Source organism: Arthrobacter sp. E3, assembly GCF_017353415.1.
Classification (GTDB): domain Bacteria; phylum Actinomycetota; class Actinomycetes; order Actinomycetales; family Micrococcaceae; genus Specibacter.
On the sequence record NZ_JAFMPX010000008.1, the window covers coordinates 23,985 to 43,593 of the forward strand.

The window sequence follows — 19,609 nt, forward strand, 5'->3', positions numbered from 1 at the left end:
GCTATACCTTAGGTGCGGCGACGAACAGTTCGGAGTTGTAGAAGGTCTTGGGATCAACCACGGCAGGGATCTTGTCGGCGGCCTTGAACTGCTCCTGCAGGGCATTCAACCAGGTGTAGACGGTGCCCTTGGAGGAAAGGTCTTCCAGTTCCTTGGAAGTGAACAGCTTGGCCACGCTGGCTTGCGAGGCCATGTCTTCTTCCTTGAGCTTGAGGAACTTGGCCGTGGCTGCGATGGTCTTGTCCTGGTTGTCGAAGCGGTAGTCGTTGGCGCTCTTGATCACCGAGATGAAGTTGGTTGCCAGTTCCTTGTCCTTCGCGCCGCGGCCCGGACCTGCCACGAAGGTGGAGGGGAACGTGAGCTGGTCGATGAAGTCCTCGTTGGAGAACAGCTCGACGAGGTCCGGCTGGCCCTTCTTGGCACTGTCGATCAGCGGGTACCACAGTGCTGCGCCGTCAATTTGCTTGGCGGCGAAGGCTGCCACGATGGCCGGCGGCTCCATGGCGATAATGTCGAAGTCTTCGCGGGTCAAGCCTTCCTTCTCCAAAGCCAATGAGAACAACTGGTCGCCGGAGGTACCGGTGGGGATGGCCACCTTCTTGCCCTTCAAAGCGGCGAGAGTCTTGAATTCAGGCTGGGAGATGATGCGGTCAGCGTTGGAGACGGAGTTTACGGCCCAGATCTCGGCCTTGCCGGAGGCTGGCAGCCAGAGGGCACCGGAGCCGATGTAGGCCACGTCGACGTTGTTGGTGCCCAGTGCCTGGATGGCCAGCGGGCCGTTGGTGAAGGGAAGGTACTTCGGCTTCAGGCCGGCCTTGGCCCAGTAGCCTTCCTGATCAGCAACAGCCATGAGGCCTGCACCGTTGTAGTCGGCAATGTAGCCAACCTTGATCTCCACTAGATCCTTCGCTGCCGGTGCGCCGGCTGAACCGGCGTCGTCCTTCGCGCCGCAGGCGGCCAGCAGCGAGATGGCTGCGGCCCCCATGGAGAGCTGAAGTACATTGCGGCGGGAAATTGAAGCGGACATGGGTCCTCCTGATTGTGTGCGTTCCATCGTCGGAGCGCGGCTAAATGTTTGGAAAGTCGAAAAGAGTGCGGTGGATGCGCCAGTGCTACTGGTGGGCTTCGGCAACGCCGGGCTGGTGGTAAACGGCGGCCCAAACCTCGGAGCGGAGTTTTGCGAACTCGTCGGAAAGCCGCATTTTTTCCGTACGGGGGTAGGGCAGGTCGATCTTGATTTCCTTGAAGATCCGTCCGGGCCTTGCTGCCATGACGATCACGCGGGACGCCAGAAACACCGATTCGTCCACGTCGTGGGTGACAAACATGACGGTGCGGCGTTCCTTGGTCCAGGTTTCCAGCAGTTGTTCCTGCATGTGGACACGGGTTAGCGCGTCCAAGGCGCCGAAAGGCTCATCCATGAGAAGGATCTCCGGGTTTACGGCGTATGCGCGGGCAATGGCACAGCGCTGTTTCATGCCGCCGGAGAGCTCCTTGGGCAGGGCCTCCGCAAAATGTGACAGGCCCACCAGTTCAAGGTAGTGGTCAACAATGGTGCGGCGTTCCTTCGCCGGCACCTTCTTCAGCTCCAGTCCAAACTCCACGTTCTTACGGACGGTCAGCCAAGGAAAAAGTGCGTACTGCTGAAAGATGACGCCCGTGCGGGTGCTGGGGCCGGTGACGGGCCGGTCATCAACCATGACGCGGCCGCTGGTGGGTTCGAGCAGCCCTGCCGCCGCGTTGAGCATGGTGGACTTGCCGCAGCCGGAGGGACCCACGACGGTGACGAACTCGCCGTCGGCAATGTCCAGGTTCACGCCGTCGAGCGCGGTGAAGGTGTTGCCGGTCAGGGTGAACTCTTGGCGCAGATCCTCGAAACGGATCATGGCGTTGTTTGTTGTATTTGTCATGGGGGGGGGGGTCCTTAGCGGCGTTCCTGCCAGCGGGTCAGATGGGCTTCGATCATCAGCAGCAGGCGGTCCATGACCAGGCCCAGGATACCGATGACAATCACGTTGACGAGGATGGTGGGCATGTCATAGAACTGTTGTGCTTGCTGCATTCGCATGCCGAGTCCGTTGGGGGCGGCGATGAGCTCGGCAGCAACCACGGTGGCCCAGCCAGCACCCAAACCGATGCGCATGCCGACCAGAATGAAGGGTGAGGAGGCAGGGACAACGACACGCATGAAGATCACGTAGCTGCCGGCGCCCAGGACGCGGGCTGCATTGATCAGGGTCTTGTCCACGCTCACCACACCCTGATAGGTGGAGATGACGCAGGACAGGAACGCGGCTAGGAAGATGACGAAGATCTTCGGTGTTTCACCGATGCCCATGGTGACCATGACGAGGGGGAGCAACGCCAGGGGAGGGATGGTGCGGAAGAACTGCACCCAAGGCTCGATGATGGCGCGGCCAACCTGGTACCAGCCCATGATGAAGCCAACGGGTATGGCCAGTAGGCTTCCGATCAGGAAACCGCTCAGCACACGGGCCAGGGAGGCGCCGGTATCTTCACCGAGCGTTCCATCCGCCAAAACTTCCCCGCCACGGATGAGAACTTCCAAGGGGCCCGGCAGGCCAACGATCCCGACGGCCGAAAATGCCGTCCAAGCGGCAAGGCCCGCAATGACCGAGACAATGTTGATGGCCAGCAGGGTCTTGCGGTTCAGCTTGCGGCCGGTTTTGTCGGCCTTCTTTCTGGGTGCCGGTGGCGAGTCCGCAAGCGCATCATTGCGTGTGGCGGTGCTGACCGGGGCAGGTGGAGTGTAGACCGAATTGACGGTGTCTTTTGGTGCCATTGCTCAAATATATGACACAGGTCACGTGATGTCAATGCTGTTTACATAAATAGGCTTGTCACTACTTTTGTGACGTACTCAACGGTTATTGAGGGGCCCGAAAGTGCTGTTGAGGGAAGTGTGGGCCTGCGACAAGGATGTCAGTTGAGGGTGGCCAATGCCCAATGGTTCAAGGCCATATGTGCGGCACCCTTACTGCCGGTGGTCGGTGCGAAGGTTGCGTTGCTGATGGTGGTGGAGCGTGGCCCCAGCTCCAGGTGCTGTCCTGCCAGTGCCATCCGAACCGGTGCCAAAAGTGGCTCACCAAACTGTGATAGCTCCCCGGCAATCACTACGCGGCTCGGATCAAGCAGCACACAGGCACTGACGATGGCCCGGGCCAGCAATTCTCCCGCCCACTCCACAATGCCCGTGGCGATGTCATTGCCCTCTTCTGCGGCCTGGGCCAAGTCGGCAATGGAGTCAAAGGCCTGTCCCCGCCGTGCAGCCTCGTGCAGGACATTGCCTTCTCTGATGAAGCTCTCGAGGCAGCCGTTTCGGCCACACCAACAAACGGGTCCGGCGAAGTCAACGCTGATGTGCCCCAACTCGCCGGCAATGCCGCTGCCGCCGCGCAGGAGTGCGCCGTTGGTGAGCACTGCCGAACTGATGCCGGCCGAAAGTACCACGTACAGCAGGTCATCGCTGTCTTTCCCGAAGGCCATGGCTGCGAGACGAATATTGTTATCCCACAGCAGGGGAGCGGGCAGCAGTTCACGCAGTGCCGCCAGGGACGCGCCCTGAGGATCGGTCTGCTGTTCGACGCCGTCAGCGAGAGATTTGGGGTCGGCATGGCGGCTGGCGATGCCCACCCCAGTGCCAATGATCGTTGCAGGGTTGATGTGACCGTCGCTAATGAGGGATTGAACGATGCCAGCGGCATCGTGGACCTTGGCCTCAAGACTTTCCGTACTGGAGACGTCCTTGTGTTCTGTGGTCACGGTGGAACCATCAAAGCCGAGGACGGAGACACTGATGCGGCGCCTGCCCAGTTCGATTCCGACGGCTGCACCAACGTTGGGGTTGAGGGAAAGGACTTTTGTGGGCCGTCCCTGACGGCCGGTTGTGTGGAGCAGCTGATCGTTTTCGATCAGCACGCTGCGTTGGCGCAGGTCTCCGACGATGGCAGAGAGTGTGGTGCGGGACAGGTTCGTATCTGTCTCCAGCTGCCGGCGGGTCCGCTTGCCATGAGTGGCAAGTGTTTCCAATACGCGCAGTTCGTGCCGGCGTCGCACCGCCTGCAAAGCGTTGTCTTCCGTTGCCAAAACGTCCCCCAGCTCTCTGTCCCGGGATTCCCAGGAGCCCCGGAGTGGCCCAAAATGGGCCTACTCGCACTATTTATGTAAAGTCTATTGCCTTTATTCGTTTTTGGGGAGGGTGGCCGGTTCAACACTTCGTGCCGCCCTGATGAATTCCCGAATGAGGGATACATCCTTGACGCCACGCGTGACTTCAACGCCACTTGATACATCGACCCCGCTGGGTTGCAGCGTGGCAGCTAGGGTGGCCACGTTGGCAGGGTTGAGCCCACCGGCCAGCAACCAGAACCCCTTGGGTGCCCCGTCCGCAAGCAGGTGCGCATCAAAAACCATCCCAGCCCCGGGCTCGATGGCGTCAAGCAGAATCCGTTCTGATTCCCACGACCGCTTTTCCGCAGCTCCCACGGAGTTGTACGAGGCTGCTGAGAAAGCCCGCAAAGTGCGGAAGCCTTCTTCGTGGAGCCGTGCTATGTCCACTAAAGTTTCATCACCGTGCAGCTGTACGGTGGAAACGCCAGCCTCGTGAGCAGTTTTCACAACCTCGTCGATGGGTTGATTGCGGAATACGCCAACGGTCTCAATGCCTCGCGGAACGTTGCGGCCGAGTTTTGCCGCTTGCACGGCCGAGATGGTTCGTGGGCTGCCAAGAGCGAACACGAAGCCAACAGCGTCCGCGCTGGCGGCAACGGCCGCAGCAACTGTTTCGGCAGTCTGCAGACCGCAAATCTTGACGTACATACCCACGTTTGTTCCTGATTCGTCCAAGGCTCTCATGAGGGAACCGTTTGTCCGGATCCTTCAGCCATGTTAACAGCGTTCGGATGAGCAGGGGTGCCATGTGGTGGCAGTGACGCTGAAAACAACCATGGACTCAAGATTTCGCAAGGAACCCGCCTCCCAGCGTATGGATTCCGTCAAGAACGCTTTTGCCTGCCCGGGACGGTGGTTCCATGGATCATGAACGAAAATCCACTGCAGGATGACGAATGCCGGCCAGAGCCGGCCAGGGCCACGGACTTTGTTGCCGTGGATGACGCGGGCGCGTTTTCCCATCATTGCTCCAGGGCAGAACTGATTTCCAGCTTCGAATAACCGGGCGAAGTGATCTGCATTCTCGATCGCCAGGGACGCTGCCGTCGTCTGCTCCTGGATTCCTCTAGGACGTTGGTGCTCAGCGGAATCCACGGGGCGGCAGAATTTTCTTGGTTGCAACAAAACTGGACGAAGTCGCAGCAACTTTTTCCTCGACAGCACAGAATTCGCCGCTTCCATGCGCTCACGCTCGAATGCCTCGTCGCCGACATTTTCGAGAAATTGTCTCTTGGGCAACACACCGCCGAGCTGGGTGGTTCAGCGGGCGACTTGGTGCATGACCGCTATGGGCACACGTACAAGGTGGTCAGTCACCCCGGGAGAGGGTTGCAATCAGGAAGAAATGCCGGGCTTTGGTATGTGGAGGTCAAAGTGCCGTGAACGGAGTTGCTCAGGCGAAGACGGCGGCGGCCATGGCCCAGATGACGTAGCCGCTGACAGGCACCAAAACCAGCCATTCGCGCACGGAGCCGGCATTGCCCAATAGGGGCAAGGCAACATTGCCTCCCGGACGCCACATGTCCTTGACCAGCGGCATACGGCGTACCATCCGGGGCGGTTTTATACGCAGCGGCCACAGGAGGTTGCAACCGCCGGTGGTGAGCATATCCCCGGCAAGGTGGATGGCCACGCCCAAACCCATGGCCAGGGGGAACCAGTACGGCTGCTGTGGGGCATACATGGTCACGAATGCACCGACCGCGACGCCCACGATCCACGGAAATTTCTGCATGGTGTCCGGGATGAACTTCAACGCCTTCGCGGCGAAGGATGCCAAGAGGACGGAGAGGATGCCCGCACCGGGGAAGATGGTGCCAAAACCTGGCAGTTCCATGGTCCACATGCCCGCCAGCGCGGCTATTGCGACAAAGACCGCAAGACCAAGCACGGAATGTGTGCCGTGCCGGTGCCCGCCGGACATCTTGCCGACCTGGATGCACATGACGTTCGACAGCGGCGGAAGCGAATTCGCGATGGTTGCGTGCCGGTGGTCGGCATCAGGCACGAGGGCGGCGCCGGCCGTCACCATGGCTCCGGCCACTATCCCACTCGGCGTGAGATCAAGCAGGCCCAACCCTAGCGTGAGCTGTTCAGGCACTGCCGGCAGCAACTGGTGCAATCCACCCAGCCCCACCTCAATCTGTGTGCTCAGGGCCAGCCAGATGGCTGCGCCGCTGGCCGCGTGATGGGCTCCCATCATGAGGGCACGTCCTTGCATGCTCGGGTTCTCTGTTCTGATCCCGCAATACGTGGACAAAACCTGCTGCTGCAAGCCTACGCGCAGCCTCTGACACTGCCGGACCCTGGCCTGCCACCGCGGAATTGACATGCAATCCGTCCATCACACAGGGCAACTCGAATGTATGTTCTATTCCTCTGGCAACCTTAGGCTGCGCTCGCAGGTAGACCTTCCCGGGCCCCATGCGCGGCGCACGGTACGCACATGAGCCACGAACAAGTTGAGAACCAGCCAGACGAAGATCCCAGCCCCAGCAGCGCTCATTGCGGCAGCGGTGGGCCGCAAGGGGGATAATTGCTGGTGGCGGCCTGCCGGCTGTCCGAATCGCCAACCCTAAGGGAGCAAAGTGTCTGCGCTGAAGCAACAACTCAAGACCGACGTCGTCGTGCACATGAAGGCTGGCAACAAGGTTGCGCTGACAACAGTTCGCAACGTCCTGGGTGAAATAGAAACACGTGAAAAGGGCGGCAAGATGCCCGTCGAATTCGACGACGCCCAAGTGACCACACTGCTTCAAAAAGAAGCTGCCAAGCGCCGCGACACGGCAAAGATCTACGCCGACGCCGGAGAAGCCGACCGGGCAGCAGCAGAAATCAGCGAGGCCGAAGTCATCGAAGCGTACCTGCCCCAGCCCCTTGACGCCGACGCAGCGGCAGGTATTGTCGATCGAATCATCACAGGCCTTGAAGCGGAACAGGGCCCTTTGACCATGCGGCAGATGGGTGTGGCAATGAAGCCCATCACCGCTGAAATTGCCGGCCGCTTCGACGGCAAGGCAATTTCGGAAATGGTCCGCAAGCGCCTGCAGTGAACCAGCTGGCCCAAACATAAGTTTGAACCCCAATTTTCAACCCTGCCATGATGCGGGGGATATCAACTGCCTTTCACTTCACATGAAACGCACAGCACAAGAGGTGGAACCCAGATGATCAAACTGCAGCAAGACAACGAGGGGTTTGTTCGCATGAGCAGGCACTTTCCTGCCAAGACCATTATTGCCATTGCCTTCTCCGACGGCACTGTTGGTGAATACACAGGGCGGCGAATGAACGAAATCTACGACGAGGCGTTGGCCTCGTTCCGGCTGGGTAACAACCTCGACGCCAAGGGCTTTGACCGCAACCACCCGAAAATCCACCGCAGGAACGCGGTGGACATCGTCCCAGTCCAGGCGGGCATGGAACCCTAGCGTTTAGAGCGGCGGCTGGCCTCCCGCCGGCCGATCCGCAGAAACGGCTCCCAGTCCGCGGTGCGGCTGCAATCGGTATCGGTGCAGCCGCCATGGGTGTGAAGCCCAGCACCGTGTGGCGTCTGCAACGCGGCCGCCACATCTGCCGCTGCCTGATCAAAAATGGATCGGCACTGCGCTTCCGTGGCACTGGAGATGAAGTCCTTGCGAGCTGTGAGCAGCACCTTGCCCGTATCGCAGCAGTATTGCCCCTCCACGGAAGCCAAGCCCAAAACGAAAGCAACGCCCCAGGCGAGCAGTAGGGAAAAGTCGCCCCCGCCGTCGTACTGTCCAACGGCTTGGACAATACCGAAGTATAGGGACGCCGCAGTCAACAGGGTCAGCAATATCAGCCATTTACCGGTGGCCACCTGGAAGTTGAAGAACATGCGCCGGTGCAAATAACCGCTGCGCTCGCGGTTGTAAGAGTCCGTCTTGAGAAACTGAAGCTGCTGGCGAAAGCCCGGCCGGGTCGCTGACCTCGTCGAAGTGGGATGCAGCCATGCTGGAGGTGATTCCCACGATGTAGTTCACCACGAGGGTCAGCAGACCCAGGATCATGACCGTGTAGAAGTACTGCTGGCCGCGTTGCCGTGTCTCCAGGTTGGGCCAACGGAAATGACTAATTACCGGCGTTGGCGAATCTTTCACGCTATCGAACCCGGGTGTAGTGGCAAGAATATGCGCAGACGTTACTCCATCATGTGGAGAATCGTTGCGGGTTACGTAGGATCGGAAGCTGGAGGCGGGCCGTGAAATTCCCGAAGGGCCGCCGTGAAACTCGAAAGGTCTCATGCTGACGACCCTTATTCCCCTCTTCATCGGCCTCGTTGTGCTGGTGGTGCTCATCGTGGCCGCGGCCGTTATCTCTCGAATGGCCCTGCACATTGCCAGCCCCGACCAGGCCCTTGTCATCTCCTCCAAGGACAACAAAAGCCAGCCGGACCCCAACAGCCAGCGGGTGGTTTTCGGCCGGATCTTCATCAACCCGTTCACGCAGCGCGCGTACCCGCTGTCACTGGCGTCCCGCCAGGTCTCATTGAAGATTGAGGGTATTTCCAAGAACGGCATCAAGCTTCACCTCACCGGCGTGGCGCAAGTCAAGGTTGGCGGCGACGCGGATTCGGTCCGCAAGGCAGCGCAGCGTTTCCTCAACCAGCAGGACGCCATTGACCACTACACACAGGAGACCCTCTCGGGTTCGCTGCGTTCCATTGTGGGCACCCTGACAGTGGAATCCATCATCAAGGACCGTGCCACCTTCGCCAAGAGCGTGAAGGAGGAAGCCGAGCACTCGATGCACAACCAGGGCCTGGAGATCGACACCTTCCAGATCCAGTCGGTTGATGACGAGACCGGTTACCTGCGCAACCTTGGCCGGCCCGAGGCGGCATTGGCCGAGAAGAATGCCAAGATCGCCGAAGCACAGTTCCTGCAGGAGGCAGAGCAGGCCAAGGCCATCGCCGACGAGCAGGTGGCACTGGCCCAGCAGCAGTTGATCATCAAGCGCGCAGAACTCAAGGAAGTGGCGGACGCTCGTCAGGCACGTGCCGATGCCGCTGGCCCACTTGCAGCGGCCGAGCAGAACGAGCAGGTCATCATCCGTGACCAGCAGGTTGCTATGCGTAGGGCAGAACTGCGCGAAAGGGAGCTCGACACTGAGGTCCGTAAGCCGGCAGACGCGGATAAGTACCGGCTGATCCAGCAGGCTGATGCCAAGCTGGAAGAACGACGCCGGTCCTCGGAGGCTGCGGAAATCGAAGCCACCGTGGAACTCGCCAAGCGCAAGCTCACGGCTGAGGGTGACAGGGTGGCTGCCGAGGCAGACGCTGCGGCTGCTACGGCCCGTGGTAACGCCGAGGCGGCAGTGATCGAGGCCAGGGGCCGTGCCGATGCGACAGTCATCAAGTCACGGGGCCAGGCTGAAGCCGAATCGACGGAGGCCAAGGGTGTGGCGGAAGCCGCCGGCATCGCCGCGCAGGCGGAAGCCTACGAGAAGTTCAACGACGCTGCGATCCTCAGCAAGGTCCTTGAAGTACTTCCGGCCATGGCGCGGGAAGTTGCTGCGCCGATGTCCGCCATCAAGAACATGACGGTGGTCTCCAACGACGGCGCCAGCCAGTTGAGCAAGAACGTCTCCAACGGTGTCCACCAGACAACCCAGCTGATCAAGGACTCAACGGGGCTTGATCTCATCAGCCTGCTTCAAGGGATGGGTGGTGGAACGCCCGGAGGAACGTCCAACGGTGAATCCAACGGTTCGGCAGATGCAAAGTCTCCGGAGTTGGAAAAGCACTAGCACGTCTACCGGCTACAAAAACGCAGCAACGTCTACAGCCTGGCGGCACATCCTCGGATGCGCAGCTAGGCTGGAGTCATGTCTGCCACCTCTTCATTGATCCATGACCTGCCCCGCCACACAGTGCGCCGTGCCGTAGTCTCCTCCATGGCGAACAACATCTACCTCATCACTGCCAAGGACACCGGTGCCCAGGTGCTCATAGACGCGGCCGACGAACTGCCAGCCATTAATCAACTTTTCGAGGATGCAGCTGAGGATGCCGCGATACCCACATCGTTGGCCATGATTGCCACTACCCACCAGCACTGGGATCATGTGCGTGCCTTGGCGGCCCTGGTGGAGCAGACTGGAGCCCCGACTGCTGCTGGTACGGAGGACGTCGCCGGAATCATCTCCGAAACTGGCGTTGCAACGAGCCATGCACTGGCCGACGGCGGCACGCTCACGGTGGACGGGGTTGTACTGGATACAGTGCACCTGCGCGGCCATACCCCCGGATCCATCGCCTTTGTCCTGCAGGAAGCAGATACCACCTTGATTTTCAGCGGCGATTCGCTGTTTCCCGGCGGCGTAGGCAACACGGGGGAGAGCCCCAAACGTTTCGCCAGGCTGCTCAGCGACGTCCAGGAACGCCTCTTCAACCGCTATGCCGACGACGCCGTGGTTCTACCTGGCCACGGCAATGCGACCACGCTCGGTGCTGAACGTCCTTCCCTTCCGCAGTGGCGCCAGCGCGGCTGGTAAGGACTTGAACTAAGCTGGGCGCATGTACTTCATTGTTGTGAAATTCGCTGTCAAGCCGGAATCCGCCGAGCAGTTCATGGACCTCGTGACCCCGTTCACCCAGGCAACCCGGGCAGAGCCCGGGAACCTGTGGTTTGACTGGTCGCGCAGTGTGGAAGACCCCAACGAGTTTGTCCTCGTCGAGGCCTTCCTGGACGACGACGCCGCAGGCGCTCACGTCTCCAGCGACCATTTCAAGGCCGGCCTTGAGTCAATGCGCCCCGTTCTGTCCGCAACCCCCAGGATCGTCTCCCGCAAGGTTGATGGGGACTCCTGGGGCGAAATGGGCGAACTGCAGATCGGCTGACCCTCATGCCAACCACCGTGACGGGCACGCTCCCCTCCGGTCCCTTTGACCTGCCTCGGATCGGGCAGGGACTCGTCTTTGCCCAATCACTGCCGGAACTGGCTCGCATCCTCGGACCAGCCCGGCTCAACGGGACTGCTGAGACAGTGGGCGCGGCCGCGGTGATTCAAGCCCCTCCCGGCACGGGCAAGACAACGTTGGTGCCCCCGCTCGTTGCCAATGCACTCGGCAGCGGTCCAAGACACCGCGTCCTCGTCACCCAACCGCGTCGGGTCGCCGTCCGCTCAGCAGCCAGGCGGCTGGCAGCCCTCGATGGGACAGCCCTCGGCAGCAAAATCGGCTACACGGTCCGCGGGGAAACCCACAGCGGCCCGGAGACCATCATCGAGTTCCTCACCCCCGGCATCCTGCTGCGCCGGCTCCTGCGCGACCCGGGACTGGAAGGTGTGGCCGCCGTCGTGCTTGATGAGATCCATGAACGCGGCCTGGACACTGACCTGCTGCTGGGCATGCTGATCGAGGTGCGCCAATTGCGCGGGGACCTGACGCTGCTGGCCATGTCCGCCACCCTCGATGCAGCCCGGTTTGGCCAGCTCCTGGCAGAGTCCGACGACGATTCCCCGGCCCCCATTGTCGACTGCCCGTCAGCGCTGCACACCCTTGAGATCCGCTGGGCTCCGGCTGCCGGCCCGCGCATGGACCAGCGCGGTATTTCCCGGGCCTTCCTGGACCATGTGGCGGACACGGCTGCGGCCGCTCACGCCGCTGCCATCGCCGCCGACCCCTCGGTGGACGCCCTGGTCTTTGCCCCGGGCGCCAGGGAAGTGGACCACATCGCTGCCCGGCTGGGTGGGCGGACCGCCCGAGTGGAAATCCTGAAGCTGCACGGCCAGGTGGCGGCGCAGGAACAGGACAGGGCGGTCTCGGCCCGCGAACCCGGTGGGCTCCCGCGCATCATCGTTTCCACATCGCTGGCAGAGTCGTCGCTGACCGTGCCTGGGGTGCGTCTTGTCATTGATTCCGGACTGTCCCGGGAACCGCGCCGGGACGCGGGCCGCGGCATGACCGGCCTGGTCACCGTTTCCACGTCCCGCGCGTCGGCGGAGCAACGCGCAGGCAGGGCGGCACGTTTAGGCCCCGGCACAGTGGTGCGCTGCTACGACCAGCGGACTTTTGCGGCAGCCCCCGCCCACGCCATGCCGGAGATTGCGGTGGCTGAGCTGAGCTCCGCAGCATTGCTCATGGCCTGCTGGGGCGCGCCGGGCGGCAAAGGGCTGCGGCTGCCGGACGCCCCGCCTGCCGCGGCCCTGCAGGCGGCCATTGCGGTTTTGGGTGAACTGGGTGCTGTGGACGAACGCGGCCACGCCACCAGTCTCGGCAGGACTCTAGCGGGCATTCCCGCTGACCCGCGCCTGGCCAGAGCGCTGCTCGACGGCGCAGCCATCGTCGGTGCCATGGCCGCTGCGGAGGTCGTGGCTCTCGTCTCAGGGGACGCACGTGCACCAGGCGCCGATCTCACGGCACTGCTGTCCGCCATGAGGGCCGGGCGCGACCCCGGATCCCGGCGCTGGAGCCAGGAAGTGCGGCGGCTGGAACAGCTGGCCCGCCGTGAAAGCCGGAGCGGCAACGAAGGTGCTGCCAGCCCCACTACGAAAGCGTTGGCCACAGCGGATGTGGACGCGACAGAAGTGGTGGGGTTCGTCGTCGGACTTGCCTACCCCGACAGGGTTGCCCGGCGGGTTGCCGACGCGGCGTCAGAGCAATACCTGCTGTCCTCCGGCACACGTGCCGGGCTTCCGGCTGGCAGTTCATTGGCTGGACATCAATGGTTGGCGGTGGCCGAGGTGGCCCGCGCACAGGGGCGGGACGCGGCGGGCACGGGTGCTGTGATCCGTGCGGCAGCCCCCGTGGCGCAGGCGAACGCCGAGGTTGTTGCCGCGCATATGCTCAGGGATTCGGTGGACGCAGACTTCCGCAATGGGCGTCTCAGCGCCCGCAGGACACGCAGTCTCGGGGCGGTGGTCCTTTCTTCCACTCCCGTCAAGGCCTCCGTTGCCCAGGGACGTGAGGCTGTGGCAGCCGCTTTGGTGCGCGAGGGACTGGGCCTGCTCCCGTGGAGTCCCGCTGCCGTCGGTTTGCGGCGCAGGCTGGCCCTGCTGCACCGGGAATTGGGTGAGCCGTGGCCGGACGTGAGTGACGCTGCACTGTCCTCTCGGCTGCCTGAATGGTTGGGGCCGGAGCTTGAAGCGGTGGCGAGCGGCAGGGCACTGTCTGCGCTGTCGCTGAGCGAACCACTGCGCAGGCTGCTGCCATGGCCACAGGCAGGGCGGATGGGCGAACTTGCCCCGGTAACATTGGCTGTGCCCAGTGGGTCGCACATCAGGATTGACTACCCGGAAGTGTCGGACGGCGGCCCGCCCGTTGCCGCGGTCAAGCTGCAGGAGTGTTTTGGGCTGGCTCAGACGCCGCTGATCGCCGATGGGCGCGTGAAGGTCCTGTTCCACCTGTTGTCCCCCGCGCGGCGGCCGCTGGCCGTCACCGACGACCTCGCCTCCTTCTGGAGTGGGCCGTACGCTCAGGTGCGCGCCGAGATGCGCGGGCGCTACCCGAAGCACCCCTGGCCGCAGGACCCCTGGAGCGCTCCGGCCACGGCAAAGGTGAAACGCCGGATGTGATCTGTGCAGACCTAACTTGTTGATACGGGTGCATTACTCCCGCAATCGGGTCACGGCCGTTTCAGGGCTTTCTGTCCTGGACATCGGTGCGAGGCTCCGTCGTTTTTTCCGCCTGCCACGTGGCCTGGCGCCAGTCGTTGCTGGGCACATAGGCGCTGGCTTGGGCGCCCATCTGGGCCATGCCGCCGTCGACTTCCCAGCTGGCGCCGGTGACATAGCTGGCCGCCGGTGATGCCAGAAACGCAATGACGGCTGCAACTTCCTCCGCCGTGCCTGGGTGGCCCCAGGGGATGCCGGGGCGGGGGAGAAGGTGCGGATGCCGGGTTTCCTCCGGTGGAAGATGGGTGGCAATTTCCCCTGGGGCAACCGCATTGACGGTGATTCCATGCTCAGAGAGTTCCAAGGCGAGCGTCTTGGTGAGGCCGTCAAGACCGTACTTTGAAGCAGAATAGGCCCCGAAGCCAAACCGAGGCTGGTGGGCGTGAATGCTGGTGACAACAACGATCCGTCCGCCGCAGCCGCCTGCGATGAGCAGTTTGGCAGCGGCCTGCAGGCACATAAACGCCCCGTTGAGGTTGGTGTCGAGTATGCGCTGCCACTGCTCATACTCGGTGTCCACGACTGAACGGCACAAGCCCACGCCCACATTGTTGACGAAGACGCCCAGTGAACCGAGCGTCGCGGCCAGCTGTTCCACAACGGGGGCGCAACTGGACAGCACAGTGGTGTCCAGCCACGCCGAGGCGGCGCGTTGTCCGCGGGCCTCGATGGCTGCTGTGGTGCTGGCAGCACCGGCCTCGTCGTCATGCCACGTGAACGCGACGTCAAAACCGTCCCCAGCTAGGGCGATGGCCGTTGCCTGGCCAATGCCTCTGTCAGCACCCGTCACGAGCGCTGTACGCGGATACGCCGGGCCGCCTGGGGACGGCCGGCCTAGGGACGGACTGTCTGGAGACGGCGCCGGCGCTTGACTCATTTTGCGGACTTGGCCGCTGAGCGTTCCGTTTTCTTACCGGCGTTGGCGAGGTCGCCGTCGTCGTCTTCGAGGTGGGCGCGCAGGAACCACTGGAACAGCTCCAATTGTGAACACTGGTTGATGACCATGTCCTCGGTGATGGGGTCAAGCTCGCCCACCTGCTCCAAAGTCTCACGGTGGCTCTTTAGAAACCCGGTGTAGACGAGATCCAGTGCGGCCATGTGGGCGGAGGTGTGGGCCCGGCCAATGGCATAGTCATCCCACGTTCGTTCGGCGACCAAAGCGCCGGGTAGACCGTTCGGGGAAACGCCCAAGGTGGCAATCCGTTCCGCCGTCTCATCGATCATGGCGCGGACCAAGTCAATCTGCGGGTCAAGCATTTCGTGGACGCTGATGAAGTCACGGCCTACCACATTCCAATGGGCGTGCTTGAGCGTCAATTGCATGTCATTGAGCGCGTGGAGCCTTGACTGCAGCAACGTGGCGACTTTGTGGCCGTCCTGCAGCGACATTCCGGGAACTGTGTAACCTGCGTGGGATGTCTTCTTGGCGGGCATGGAAACTCCTTTGAGACGGTGGCACTGTCGGTTAGATCGTATGCACCGGAGACGTAATGCACCGGCTTGTCTTCACGTTAGCCAGTTCGCACGTGAAGTTCTAGGGCTGTCCACGAAAACGCCGGCTGGCTGCTCCGGTTCTTGAAACCTGCTGGGTTCATTCGAAGCGACTGGGGTCTCCTGTGCCGCGGCGCACCACTTCGGCGTAGCCGCTGGAGAAGTCCACAACAGTGGTGGGCTCTGCGCCAACATCCCCGGAGTCGATGACGGCGTCAACCACGTGGTCCAGGGCTTCCTTGATCTCCCAACCCTGCGTCAGCGGTTCTTCCTCATCAGGGAGTAAAAGTGTGCTGGAGAGCATGGGTTCCCCCAATTCCTCCAAGATGGCGTGAATGAGGCGGCTGTCCGGAATACGCACACCCACGGTCTTCTTCTTCGGGTGGGCCAAGCGCCTGGGCACTTCCTTCGTGGCCGGCAGGATGAACGTGTAGGGTCCGGGGGTGACGGCCTTGATGCTGCGGAAAATATCATTGTCCACCATGACGAACTGACCCAGCTGCGCAAAGTCCTTGCAGACAAGCGTGAAGTGATGCTTGTTGTCCAGATGACGGATGGCGCGGATGCGGTCAAGTGCCTCCCGGTTGCCCAGCTGGGCGCCCAGCGCGTAACAGGAATCCGTGGGGTACGCGATCAGCCCGCCCGATTTCAGGATTTCCACGATCTGGCTGACCGAACGCGGCTGCGGGTCGTGGGGATGAATGTCGAAGAATTTAGCCATGCCATGAGCATACGGCTGTGATGCGTCCCACGCGTGTATTGGCCACTGAATCAGCCTGAATCAGCGCATCTTGTCGCCGACGGGCCAATAATAGCTGTCAGGCAGGGCACGGGGACCAAAAATTGCCTGCCCTACCCGCACCACCGTGGCCCCCTCCTCAACTGCCAGTTCAAAGTCGCCTGACATGCCCATGGAAAGCTCTGTCAGTTCGACGCCGGAGGGTGCATTCTCACTCAATTGCCGCCTGAGCTTGTGCAGGCTTTGGAAACATGCCCGGACACGGGATTCGTCCGGACTGTTGATGGCCAGCGTCATGAGCCCGGTGATGTGCAATCGCTCAAAGGCCGGTAATTCTTGGATGAAGGCCTCGGCTTCCTGTGGTGGCAGGCCAAACTTGCTGTCTTCCCCGGAAGTGTTGATTTGCACCATGACCTGGAGGGTGCGGTCCGCAACTTCCAACCGGTTGTTCAACGTGCGGGCCAGGGAAAGCCTGTCGAGGGCCTGGAATTCGTGTGCAAACTTCGCCACAAACTTGGCCTTGTTGCTCTGCAGGTGACCAATCACATGCCAGCGAACCTCGGGAACGTCGGCCAGTTCCACACTTTTGCGCAGCGCCTCCTGAACCTTGTTCTCGCCTAGATCGGTGCAACCGGCCTCAATCGCCAGACGCAAGCGGGATGATTCCACCGTTTTGCTGACGGGCAGCAGGCGCACGTCACCGGGGGAGCGGCCCACCCGGATGGCTGCTCCAGCGATCCTGTCCTGTACTACGGCCAAATTTCTGCGAAACTCTAGGGTAGTGGTTGCGGTTGTGTAGTGCGCTTGTTCATTCAAGGGATTTTCCTCACAGTCGAGGTGCACAGTGTGGTGGCTCTAGGGCCAAGCTAGCACGGGCAAAGCTGCCATGCAGTAGGCTCCGGAGCAATGCACGGTGATGCACGGTGATGCACGGGGATGCCCCACGAGTCGATCTTTCGAATGATGTTCAGGAAACTCTCATTTTGTTCGTGGACTCTAAGATAGAAAAGGAGTGTCGCCCAGTGGGCAACGCTCACGCGTAGAGCAGGAAATACAGGATGAAATATTGAGGGGAAGTCCGCACATGGCCAAGGAAACAGCAAGGAAGCCCGAGGCAGCCAGCAGCACCTTGGCGGCCCTGGGTCGACTATTCGTGGTCTGCGGGATTGTTGGCGTGCTTGTTGCTGCCCTGTTTATCCCAGCAGGCGCCGTGGCCAAGGGCGTGGTTGGTGGGGCGGACAGCTTCTTGTCCGCGGTACCCTCGTCCTTTAACTTTGGCGCGCCTGCACAGGCAACCACGGTACTGGCATCCGACGGCTCAACCATTGCCACGCTCTACGCCCAGGACCGCCAAGTCGTGGACTTGGCGGCCATGTCCCCCTTCATCAAGGAAGGCATAGTCTCCATTGAGGACGCCAGATTCTACGAGCACGGTGGCGTGGACCCCACAGGAATTGTCCGAGCCCTCGTAGCAACCCTGAAGGGGAGTCGTCAGGGGGCCTCAACCATTACCCAGCAATATGTGAACAACTTGCTGATTGAACAGTTGGTTGCTGACGGCAAGACTGATGAAGCAAAGCTGGGCTTGCAAAAGACGATGGCTGACAAGGTCAGGGAAATCCAAATGTCCATCGGCATTGAGAAAAAGATGTCCAAGAACGACATCTTGGCCGGGTACTTGAACATCATCTATTTTGGCAACGGTGCCTATGGCATTGAGGCAGCGTCGAAGCTGTACTTCAATACCAGCGCGAAAGACCTGACCCTTCCGCAAGCCGCAGCACTGGCTGGAGTGGTCAACCGTCCCGGCTTCTACGACCCGATCTCCCAGCCTGAGAACGTAGTCAAGCGCCGCAATGAAGTTCTGTCCAAGATGCTGGAGCAGGGGAAGATTAAGCAGCCAGACTACGACGCAGCCATCAAAACGCCCCTGAAACTTCAGCTGACCCGGCCTGCCCAAGGCTGTGCAGCCGCTGCAACAGCACCATATTTCTGCGACTACGTGCAGCAGCTGGTGCTCAATGACACGGCTTATGGGGCCACCGCAGAGGAACGTGCCAAGACGCTCTACCAAGGTGGGCTCACGATTCAAACCTCGCTGGATCCCAGCCTCCAAAAAGTGGCCCAGGAACAGGCCAACGCCACCATGGCGCCCACGGATCCGCTCCAGCGCGGAGCCGCCATTGTCACTGTTCAACCGGGCACAGGCAAGGTGCTGGCCATGGCGCAAAACACAGTGTTCAACCCGGCCACGGCGCCCGGCAACTATATGGGCAACTTCGCACTGCCCGTCAATGATGCCAACGGTCTACCACTGCACGGTGCCGGTGGCTTCCAAATCGGTTCAACCTTCAAGCCCTTCATATTTGCCGAGTGGCTCAACAGCGGCCACTCCTTAGAGACAAGCGTCAACGGTGCCGTGCGCGTCTATCCGGCGGGGTACCCATGGAAGAACAGTTGTGGGACCACAACAGGCGCCTACGACTATGCAGCCGGCACCTTCCCGCTCCCCAACGACGATCCCGACCATTACTACTCGATGTCGGCCAACGAGGGCCTTTACCGGTCAATTAACACCATCACATTCCAAACTGCTACTGCACTGGATTTTTGCAACATCCAGAAGATGGCTACGGCTGCCGGCGTGAAGGACGGGGTGACGAACAAGCCCTACGACCTCTCCAGCATTGCCAACCTTATTGGCACGCAAAACGTGGCGCCCATCGACATGGCCACCGCTTTTGCAACCTTCGCCAGCGGAGGCATCCGCTGCGAGCCGATCGCCCTCACATCGATCACTGGACCGGCGGGAAAGAAATATCCGGTGCCGAGCGCAGACTGTAAACGAACCATCAGCGCCGACGTAGCAGCAGGGGTGACCTACTCGTTGAAGAACGTGCTGACGATCGGCTCGGGCTACAACATCCCGCTGGCGGCAAAGACAAACTCTTTCGCCAAAACTGGCACCACTGACGGCAACATCGATACGTGGACCATCGGCGGCAACAGTGCCGTGGTGTCGGCGTCTTGGTTTGGCAGCTACCAAGGCAACGGTGCCGAATGGGTCAATCAAAACATTGTGATCAACGGCAGGTACTTCACCAGTGTTGACGGTGCAGACTTGGCTGGCGGGCAATGGGCGGCTGTCATGAATGCTGCAGCCGAAAATCCTGCGCATGTCGCTTCCCCGCTGGCCCAGCCGCCAGCAGAGATGCTCCGGTACACTGCGCCTTACATTGCGGGCTTCAACCCGCAGCCAGGTGATTTTGTCCCACCCGTGGAACCCCAGCTGCCAGCAGTCCCGCAGTCACCTGTTGAGACGCAACCACCGTCAGAGCCGGCGCCCACAGAGCCACCTGTGGAGCCCCCGGCCACGCAGGAGCCGGTCCCGACCCAGGAACAGGCGCCTGTTACCCAACCACCTGCACCTCAATCAGTGGAACCCGTCCCGGCACCGCCAAAGCCGGCAGCGCCAAAGCCTGCACCGCCCAAGAAGCCGTAGGGCACGCGCAGACCGATCCCCTTATTCCCGGAATCTTGCTGCGATGCGGG

At 61.5% G+C, this 19,609-nt stretch carries 21 protein-coding genes; 9 read left to right on the forward strand and 12 right to left on the reverse strand.

Going from position 1 to position 19,609, the window contains the following annotated elements; genetic code table 11:
* Position 1: 1 nt before the first annotated feature.
* The 5 genes from JMA46_RS05485 to JMA46_RS05505 form a co-directional block, all read right to left on the reverse strand.
* Positions 2-1,027, reverse strand: coding sequence for an aliphatic sulfonate ABC transporter substrate-binding protein (locus JMA46_RS05485; RefSeq protein WP_207344319.1), 1,026 nt, complete (start codon positions 1,025-1,027; stop codon positions 2-4).
* An 85-nt stretch (positions 1,028-1,112) separates the two neighbouring features.
* The gene (locus tag JMA46_RS05490; RefSeq protein ID WP_207344320.1) at positions 1,113-1,910 is read right to left on the reverse strand and encodes an ABC transporter ATP-binding protein; all 798 of its coding nucleotides are present in this window, start codon (positions 1,908-1,910) and stop codon (positions 1,113-1,115) included.
* A 14-nt stretch (positions 1,911-1,924) separates the two neighbouring features.
* Positions 1,925-2,803, reverse strand: coding sequence for an ABC transporter permease (locus tag JMA46_RS05495; protein ID WP_247647076.1), 879 nt, complete (start codon positions 2,801-2,803; stop codon positions 1,925-1,927).
* A gap of 140 nt (positions 2,804-2,943) precedes the next feature.
* Complete coding sequence (locus JMA46_RS05500) at positions 2,944-4,107, reverse strand: ROK family protein (protein ID WP_207344321.1); 1,164 nt, start codon at positions 4,105-4,107, stop codon at positions 2,944-2,946.
* Positions 4,108-4,200: 93 nt separating this feature from the next.
* Complete coding sequence (locus JMA46_RS05505) at positions 4,201-4,875, reverse strand: phosphoribosylanthranilate isomerase (RefSeq protein WP_247647077.1); 675 nt, start codon at positions 4,873-4,875, stop codon at positions 4,201-4,203.
* A 183-nt stretch (positions 4,876-5,058) separates the two neighbouring features.
* Between JMA46_RS05505 and JMA46_RS17430 the strand changes: the two genes are divergently transcribed.
* Positions 5,059-5,193, forward strand: a complete 135-nt coding sequence (locus JMA46_RS17430) for a hypothetical protein (protein ID WP_282099536.1) — start codon at positions 5,059-5,061, stop codon at positions 5,191-5,193.
* A gap of 75 nt (positions 5,194-5,268) precedes the next feature.
* Positions 5,269-5,574 (forward strand): hypothetical protein, encoded by a 306-nt coding sequence (locus JMA46_RS05510; RefSeq protein ID WP_207344322.1) that lies wholly within the window; start codon positions 5,269-5,271, stop codon positions 5,572-5,574.
* A 10-nt stretch (positions 5,575-5,584) separates the two neighbouring features.
* On the opposite strand, the gene JMA46_RS05515 is transcribed toward JMA46_RS05510, so the two are convergent.
* Positions 5,585-6,394, reverse strand: coding sequence for a metal-dependent hydrolase (locus tag JMA46_RS05515; protein ID WP_207344323.1), 810 nt, complete (start codon positions 6,392-6,394; stop codon positions 5,585-5,587).
* A gap of 385 nt (positions 6,395-6,779) precedes the next feature.
* On the opposite strand from JMA46_RS05515, the gene JMA46_RS05520 reads away from it, so the two are divergent.
* Complete coding sequence (locus JMA46_RS05520) at positions 6,780-7,244, forward strand: GatB/YqeY domain-containing protein (protein WP_207344324.1); 465 nt, start codon at positions 6,780-6,782, stop codon at positions 7,242-7,244.
* Between the two features lie 153 nt (positions 7,245-7,397).
* The gene (locus JMA46_RS05525; protein WP_348770067.1) at positions 7,398-7,622 is read left to right on the forward strand and encodes a hypothetical protein; all 225 of its coding nucleotides are present in this window, start codon (positions 7,398-7,400) and stop codon (positions 7,620-7,622) included.
* Here the strand turns inward: JMA46_RS05525 and JMA46_RS05530 are convergent.
* Together JMA46_RS05530 and JMA46_RS05535 are read right to left on the reverse strand one after the other, a co-directional pair.
* The gene (locus JMA46_RS05530; protein ID WP_207344326.1) at positions 7,619-8,050 is read right to left on the reverse strand and encodes a hypothetical protein; all 432 of its coding nucleotides are present in this window, start codon (positions 8,048-8,050) and stop codon (positions 7,619-7,621) included. The two genes, JMA46_RS05525 and JMA46_RS05530, sit on opposite strands and share 4 nt — an antisense overlap.
* The gene (locus JMA46_RS05535; RefSeq protein ID WP_207344327.1) at positions 8,019-8,312 is read right to left on the reverse strand and encodes a hypothetical protein; all 294 of its coding nucleotides are present in this window, start codon (positions 8,310-8,312) and stop codon (positions 8,019-8,021) included. Before JMA46_RS05535 ends, JMA46_RS05530 begins: the two co-directional genes overlap by 32 nt.
* A gap of 142 nt (positions 8,313-8,454) precedes the next feature.
* Here JMA46_RS05535 and JMA46_RS05540 point away from each other — a divergent pair, with 142 nt between their 5' ends.
* From JMA46_RS05540 to hrpB, 4 genes are all read left to right on the forward strand, one after another.
* Complete coding sequence (locus JMA46_RS05540; RefSeq protein WP_207344328.1) at positions 8,455-9,960, forward strand: flotillin family protein; 1,506 nt, start codon at positions 8,455-8,457, stop codon at positions 9,958-9,960.
* A gap of 78 nt (positions 9,961-10,038) precedes the next feature.
* A complete protein-coding gene (locus JMA46_RS05545) occupies positions 10,039-10,707 on the forward strand; it encodes an MBL fold metallo-hydrolase (protein WP_207344329.1) in 669 nt (222 codons plus the stop codon).
* Positions 10,708-10,729: 22 nt separating this feature from the next.
* On the forward strand, positions 10,730-11,053 hold the full coding sequence (locus tag JMA46_RS05550) for a putative quinol monooxygenase (RefSeq protein WP_207344330.1): 324 nt from the start codon (positions 10,730-10,732) through the stop codon (positions 11,051-11,053).
* A gap of 5 nt (positions 11,054-11,058) precedes the next feature.
* Positions 11,059-13,728, forward strand: coding sequence for an ATP-dependent helicase HrpB (gene hrpB, locus JMA46_RS05555; protein ID WP_207344331.1), 2,670 nt, complete (start codon positions 11,059-11,061; stop codon positions 13,726-13,728).
* A 61-nt stretch (positions 13,729-13,789) separates the two neighbouring features.
* Here the strand turns inward: hrpB and JMA46_RS05560 are convergent, their stop codons facing one another.
* The 4 genes from JMA46_RS05560 to JMA46_RS05575 all read right to left on the reverse strand — a co-directional run bounded on the left by JMA46_RS05560 (position 13,790) and on the right by JMA46_RS05575 (position 16,873).
* A complete protein-coding gene (locus JMA46_RS05560) occupies positions 13,790-14,704 on the reverse strand; it encodes an SDR family oxidoreductase (RefSeq protein WP_207344332.1) in 915 nt (304 codons plus the stop codon).
* On the reverse strand, positions 14,701-15,261 hold the full coding sequence (locus JMA46_RS05565; protein WP_207344333.1) for a DNA starvation/stationary phase protection protein: 561 nt from the start codon (positions 15,259-15,261) through the stop codon (positions 14,701-14,703). The genes JMA46_RS05560 and JMA46_RS05565 overlap by 4 nt, the downstream gene beginning before the upstream one ends.
* 157 nt (positions 15,262-15,418) lie before the next feature.
* Complete coding sequence (locus JMA46_RS05570; RefSeq protein WP_207344334.1) at positions 15,419-16,039, reverse strand: L-threonylcarbamoyladenylate synthase; 621 nt, start codon at positions 16,037-16,039, stop codon at positions 15,419-15,421.
* A gap of 60 nt (positions 16,040-16,099) precedes the next feature.
* Positions 16,100-16,873 (reverse strand): YggS family pyridoxal phosphate-dependent enzyme, encoded by a 774-nt coding sequence (locus tag JMA46_RS05575; protein ID WP_207344335.1) that lies wholly within the window; start codon positions 16,871-16,873, stop codon positions 16,100-16,102.
* A gap of 268 nt (positions 16,874-17,141) precedes the next feature.
* Between JMA46_RS05575 and JMA46_RS05580 the strand changes: the two genes are divergently transcribed.
* A complete protein-coding gene (locus JMA46_RS05580) occupies positions 17,142-19,559 on the forward strand; it encodes a transglycosylase domain-containing protein (protein ID WP_207344336.1) in 2,418 nt (805 codons plus the stop codon).
* Positions 19,560-19,609: the final 50 nt, after the last annotated feature.

Bases quoted from the DNA above. Each gene is read 5' to 3' on its own strand.
- JMA46_RS05545 (WP_207344329.1), top strand. From the start codon at position 10,039: ATGTCTGCCACCTCTTCATTGATCCATGACCTGCCCCGCCACACAGTG.
- JMA46_RS05530 (WP_207344326.1), bottom strand. From the start codon at position 8,050: ATGTTCTTCAACTTCCAGGTGGCCACCGGTAAATGGCTGATATTGCTG.
- JMA46_RS05505 (WP_247647077.1), bottom strand. From the start codon at position 4,875: ATGAGAGCCTTGGACGAATCAGGAACAAACGTGGGTATGTACGTCAAG.
- JMA46_RS05540 (WP_207344328.1), top strand. From the start codon at position 8,455: ATGCTGACGACCCTTATTCCCCTCTTCATCGGCCTCGTTGTGCTGGTG.
- JMA46_RS05525 (WP_348770067.1), top strand. From the start codon at position 7,398: ATGAGCAGGCACTTTCCTGCCAAGACCATTATTGCCATTGCCTTCTCC.
- JMA46_RS05580 (WP_207344336.1), top strand. From the start codon at position 17,142: ATGGCCAAGGAAACAGCAAGGAAGCCCGAGGCAGCCAGCAGCACCTTG.
- JMA46_RS05550 (WP_207344330.1), top strand. From the start codon at position 10,730: ATGTACTTCATTGTTGTGAAATTCGCTGTCAAGCCGGAATCCGCCGAG.
- JMA46_RS05570 (WP_207344334.1), bottom strand. From the start codon at position 16,039: ATGGCTAAATTCTTCGACATTCATCCCCACGACCCGCAGCCGCGTTCG.
- JMA46_RS05515 (WP_207344323.1), bottom strand. From the start codon at position 6,394: ATGATGGGAGCCCATCACGCGGCCAGCGGCGCAGCCATCTGGCTGGCC.
- JMA46_RS05485 (WP_207344319.1), bottom strand. From the start codon at position 1,027: ATGTCCGCTTCAATTTCCCGCCGCAATGTACTTCAGCTCTCCATGGGG.
- JMA46_RS05495 (WP_247647076.1), bottom strand. From the start codon at position 2,803: ATGGCACCAAAAGACACCGTCAATTCGGTCTACACTCCACCTGCCCCG.
- JMA46_RS05560 (WP_207344332.1), bottom strand. From the start codon at position 14,704: ATGAGTCAAGCGCCGGCGCCGTCTCCAGACAGTCCGTCCCTAGGCCGG.
- JMA46_RS05565 (WP_207344333.1), bottom strand. From the start codon at position 15,261: ATGCCCGCCAAGAAGACATCCCACGCAGGTTACACAGTTCCCGGAATG.
- JMA46_RS05490 (WP_207344320.1), bottom strand. From the start codon at position 1,910: ATGACAAATACAACAAACAACGCCATGATCCGTTTCGAGGATCTGCGC.
- JMA46_RS17430 (WP_282099536.1), top strand. From the start codon at position 5,059: ATGAACGAAAATCCACTGCAGGATGACGAATGCCGGCCAGAGCCGGCC.
- hrpB (WP_207344331.1), top strand. From the start codon at position 11,059: ATGCCAACCACCGTGACGGGCACGCTCCCCTCCGGTCCCTTTGACCTG.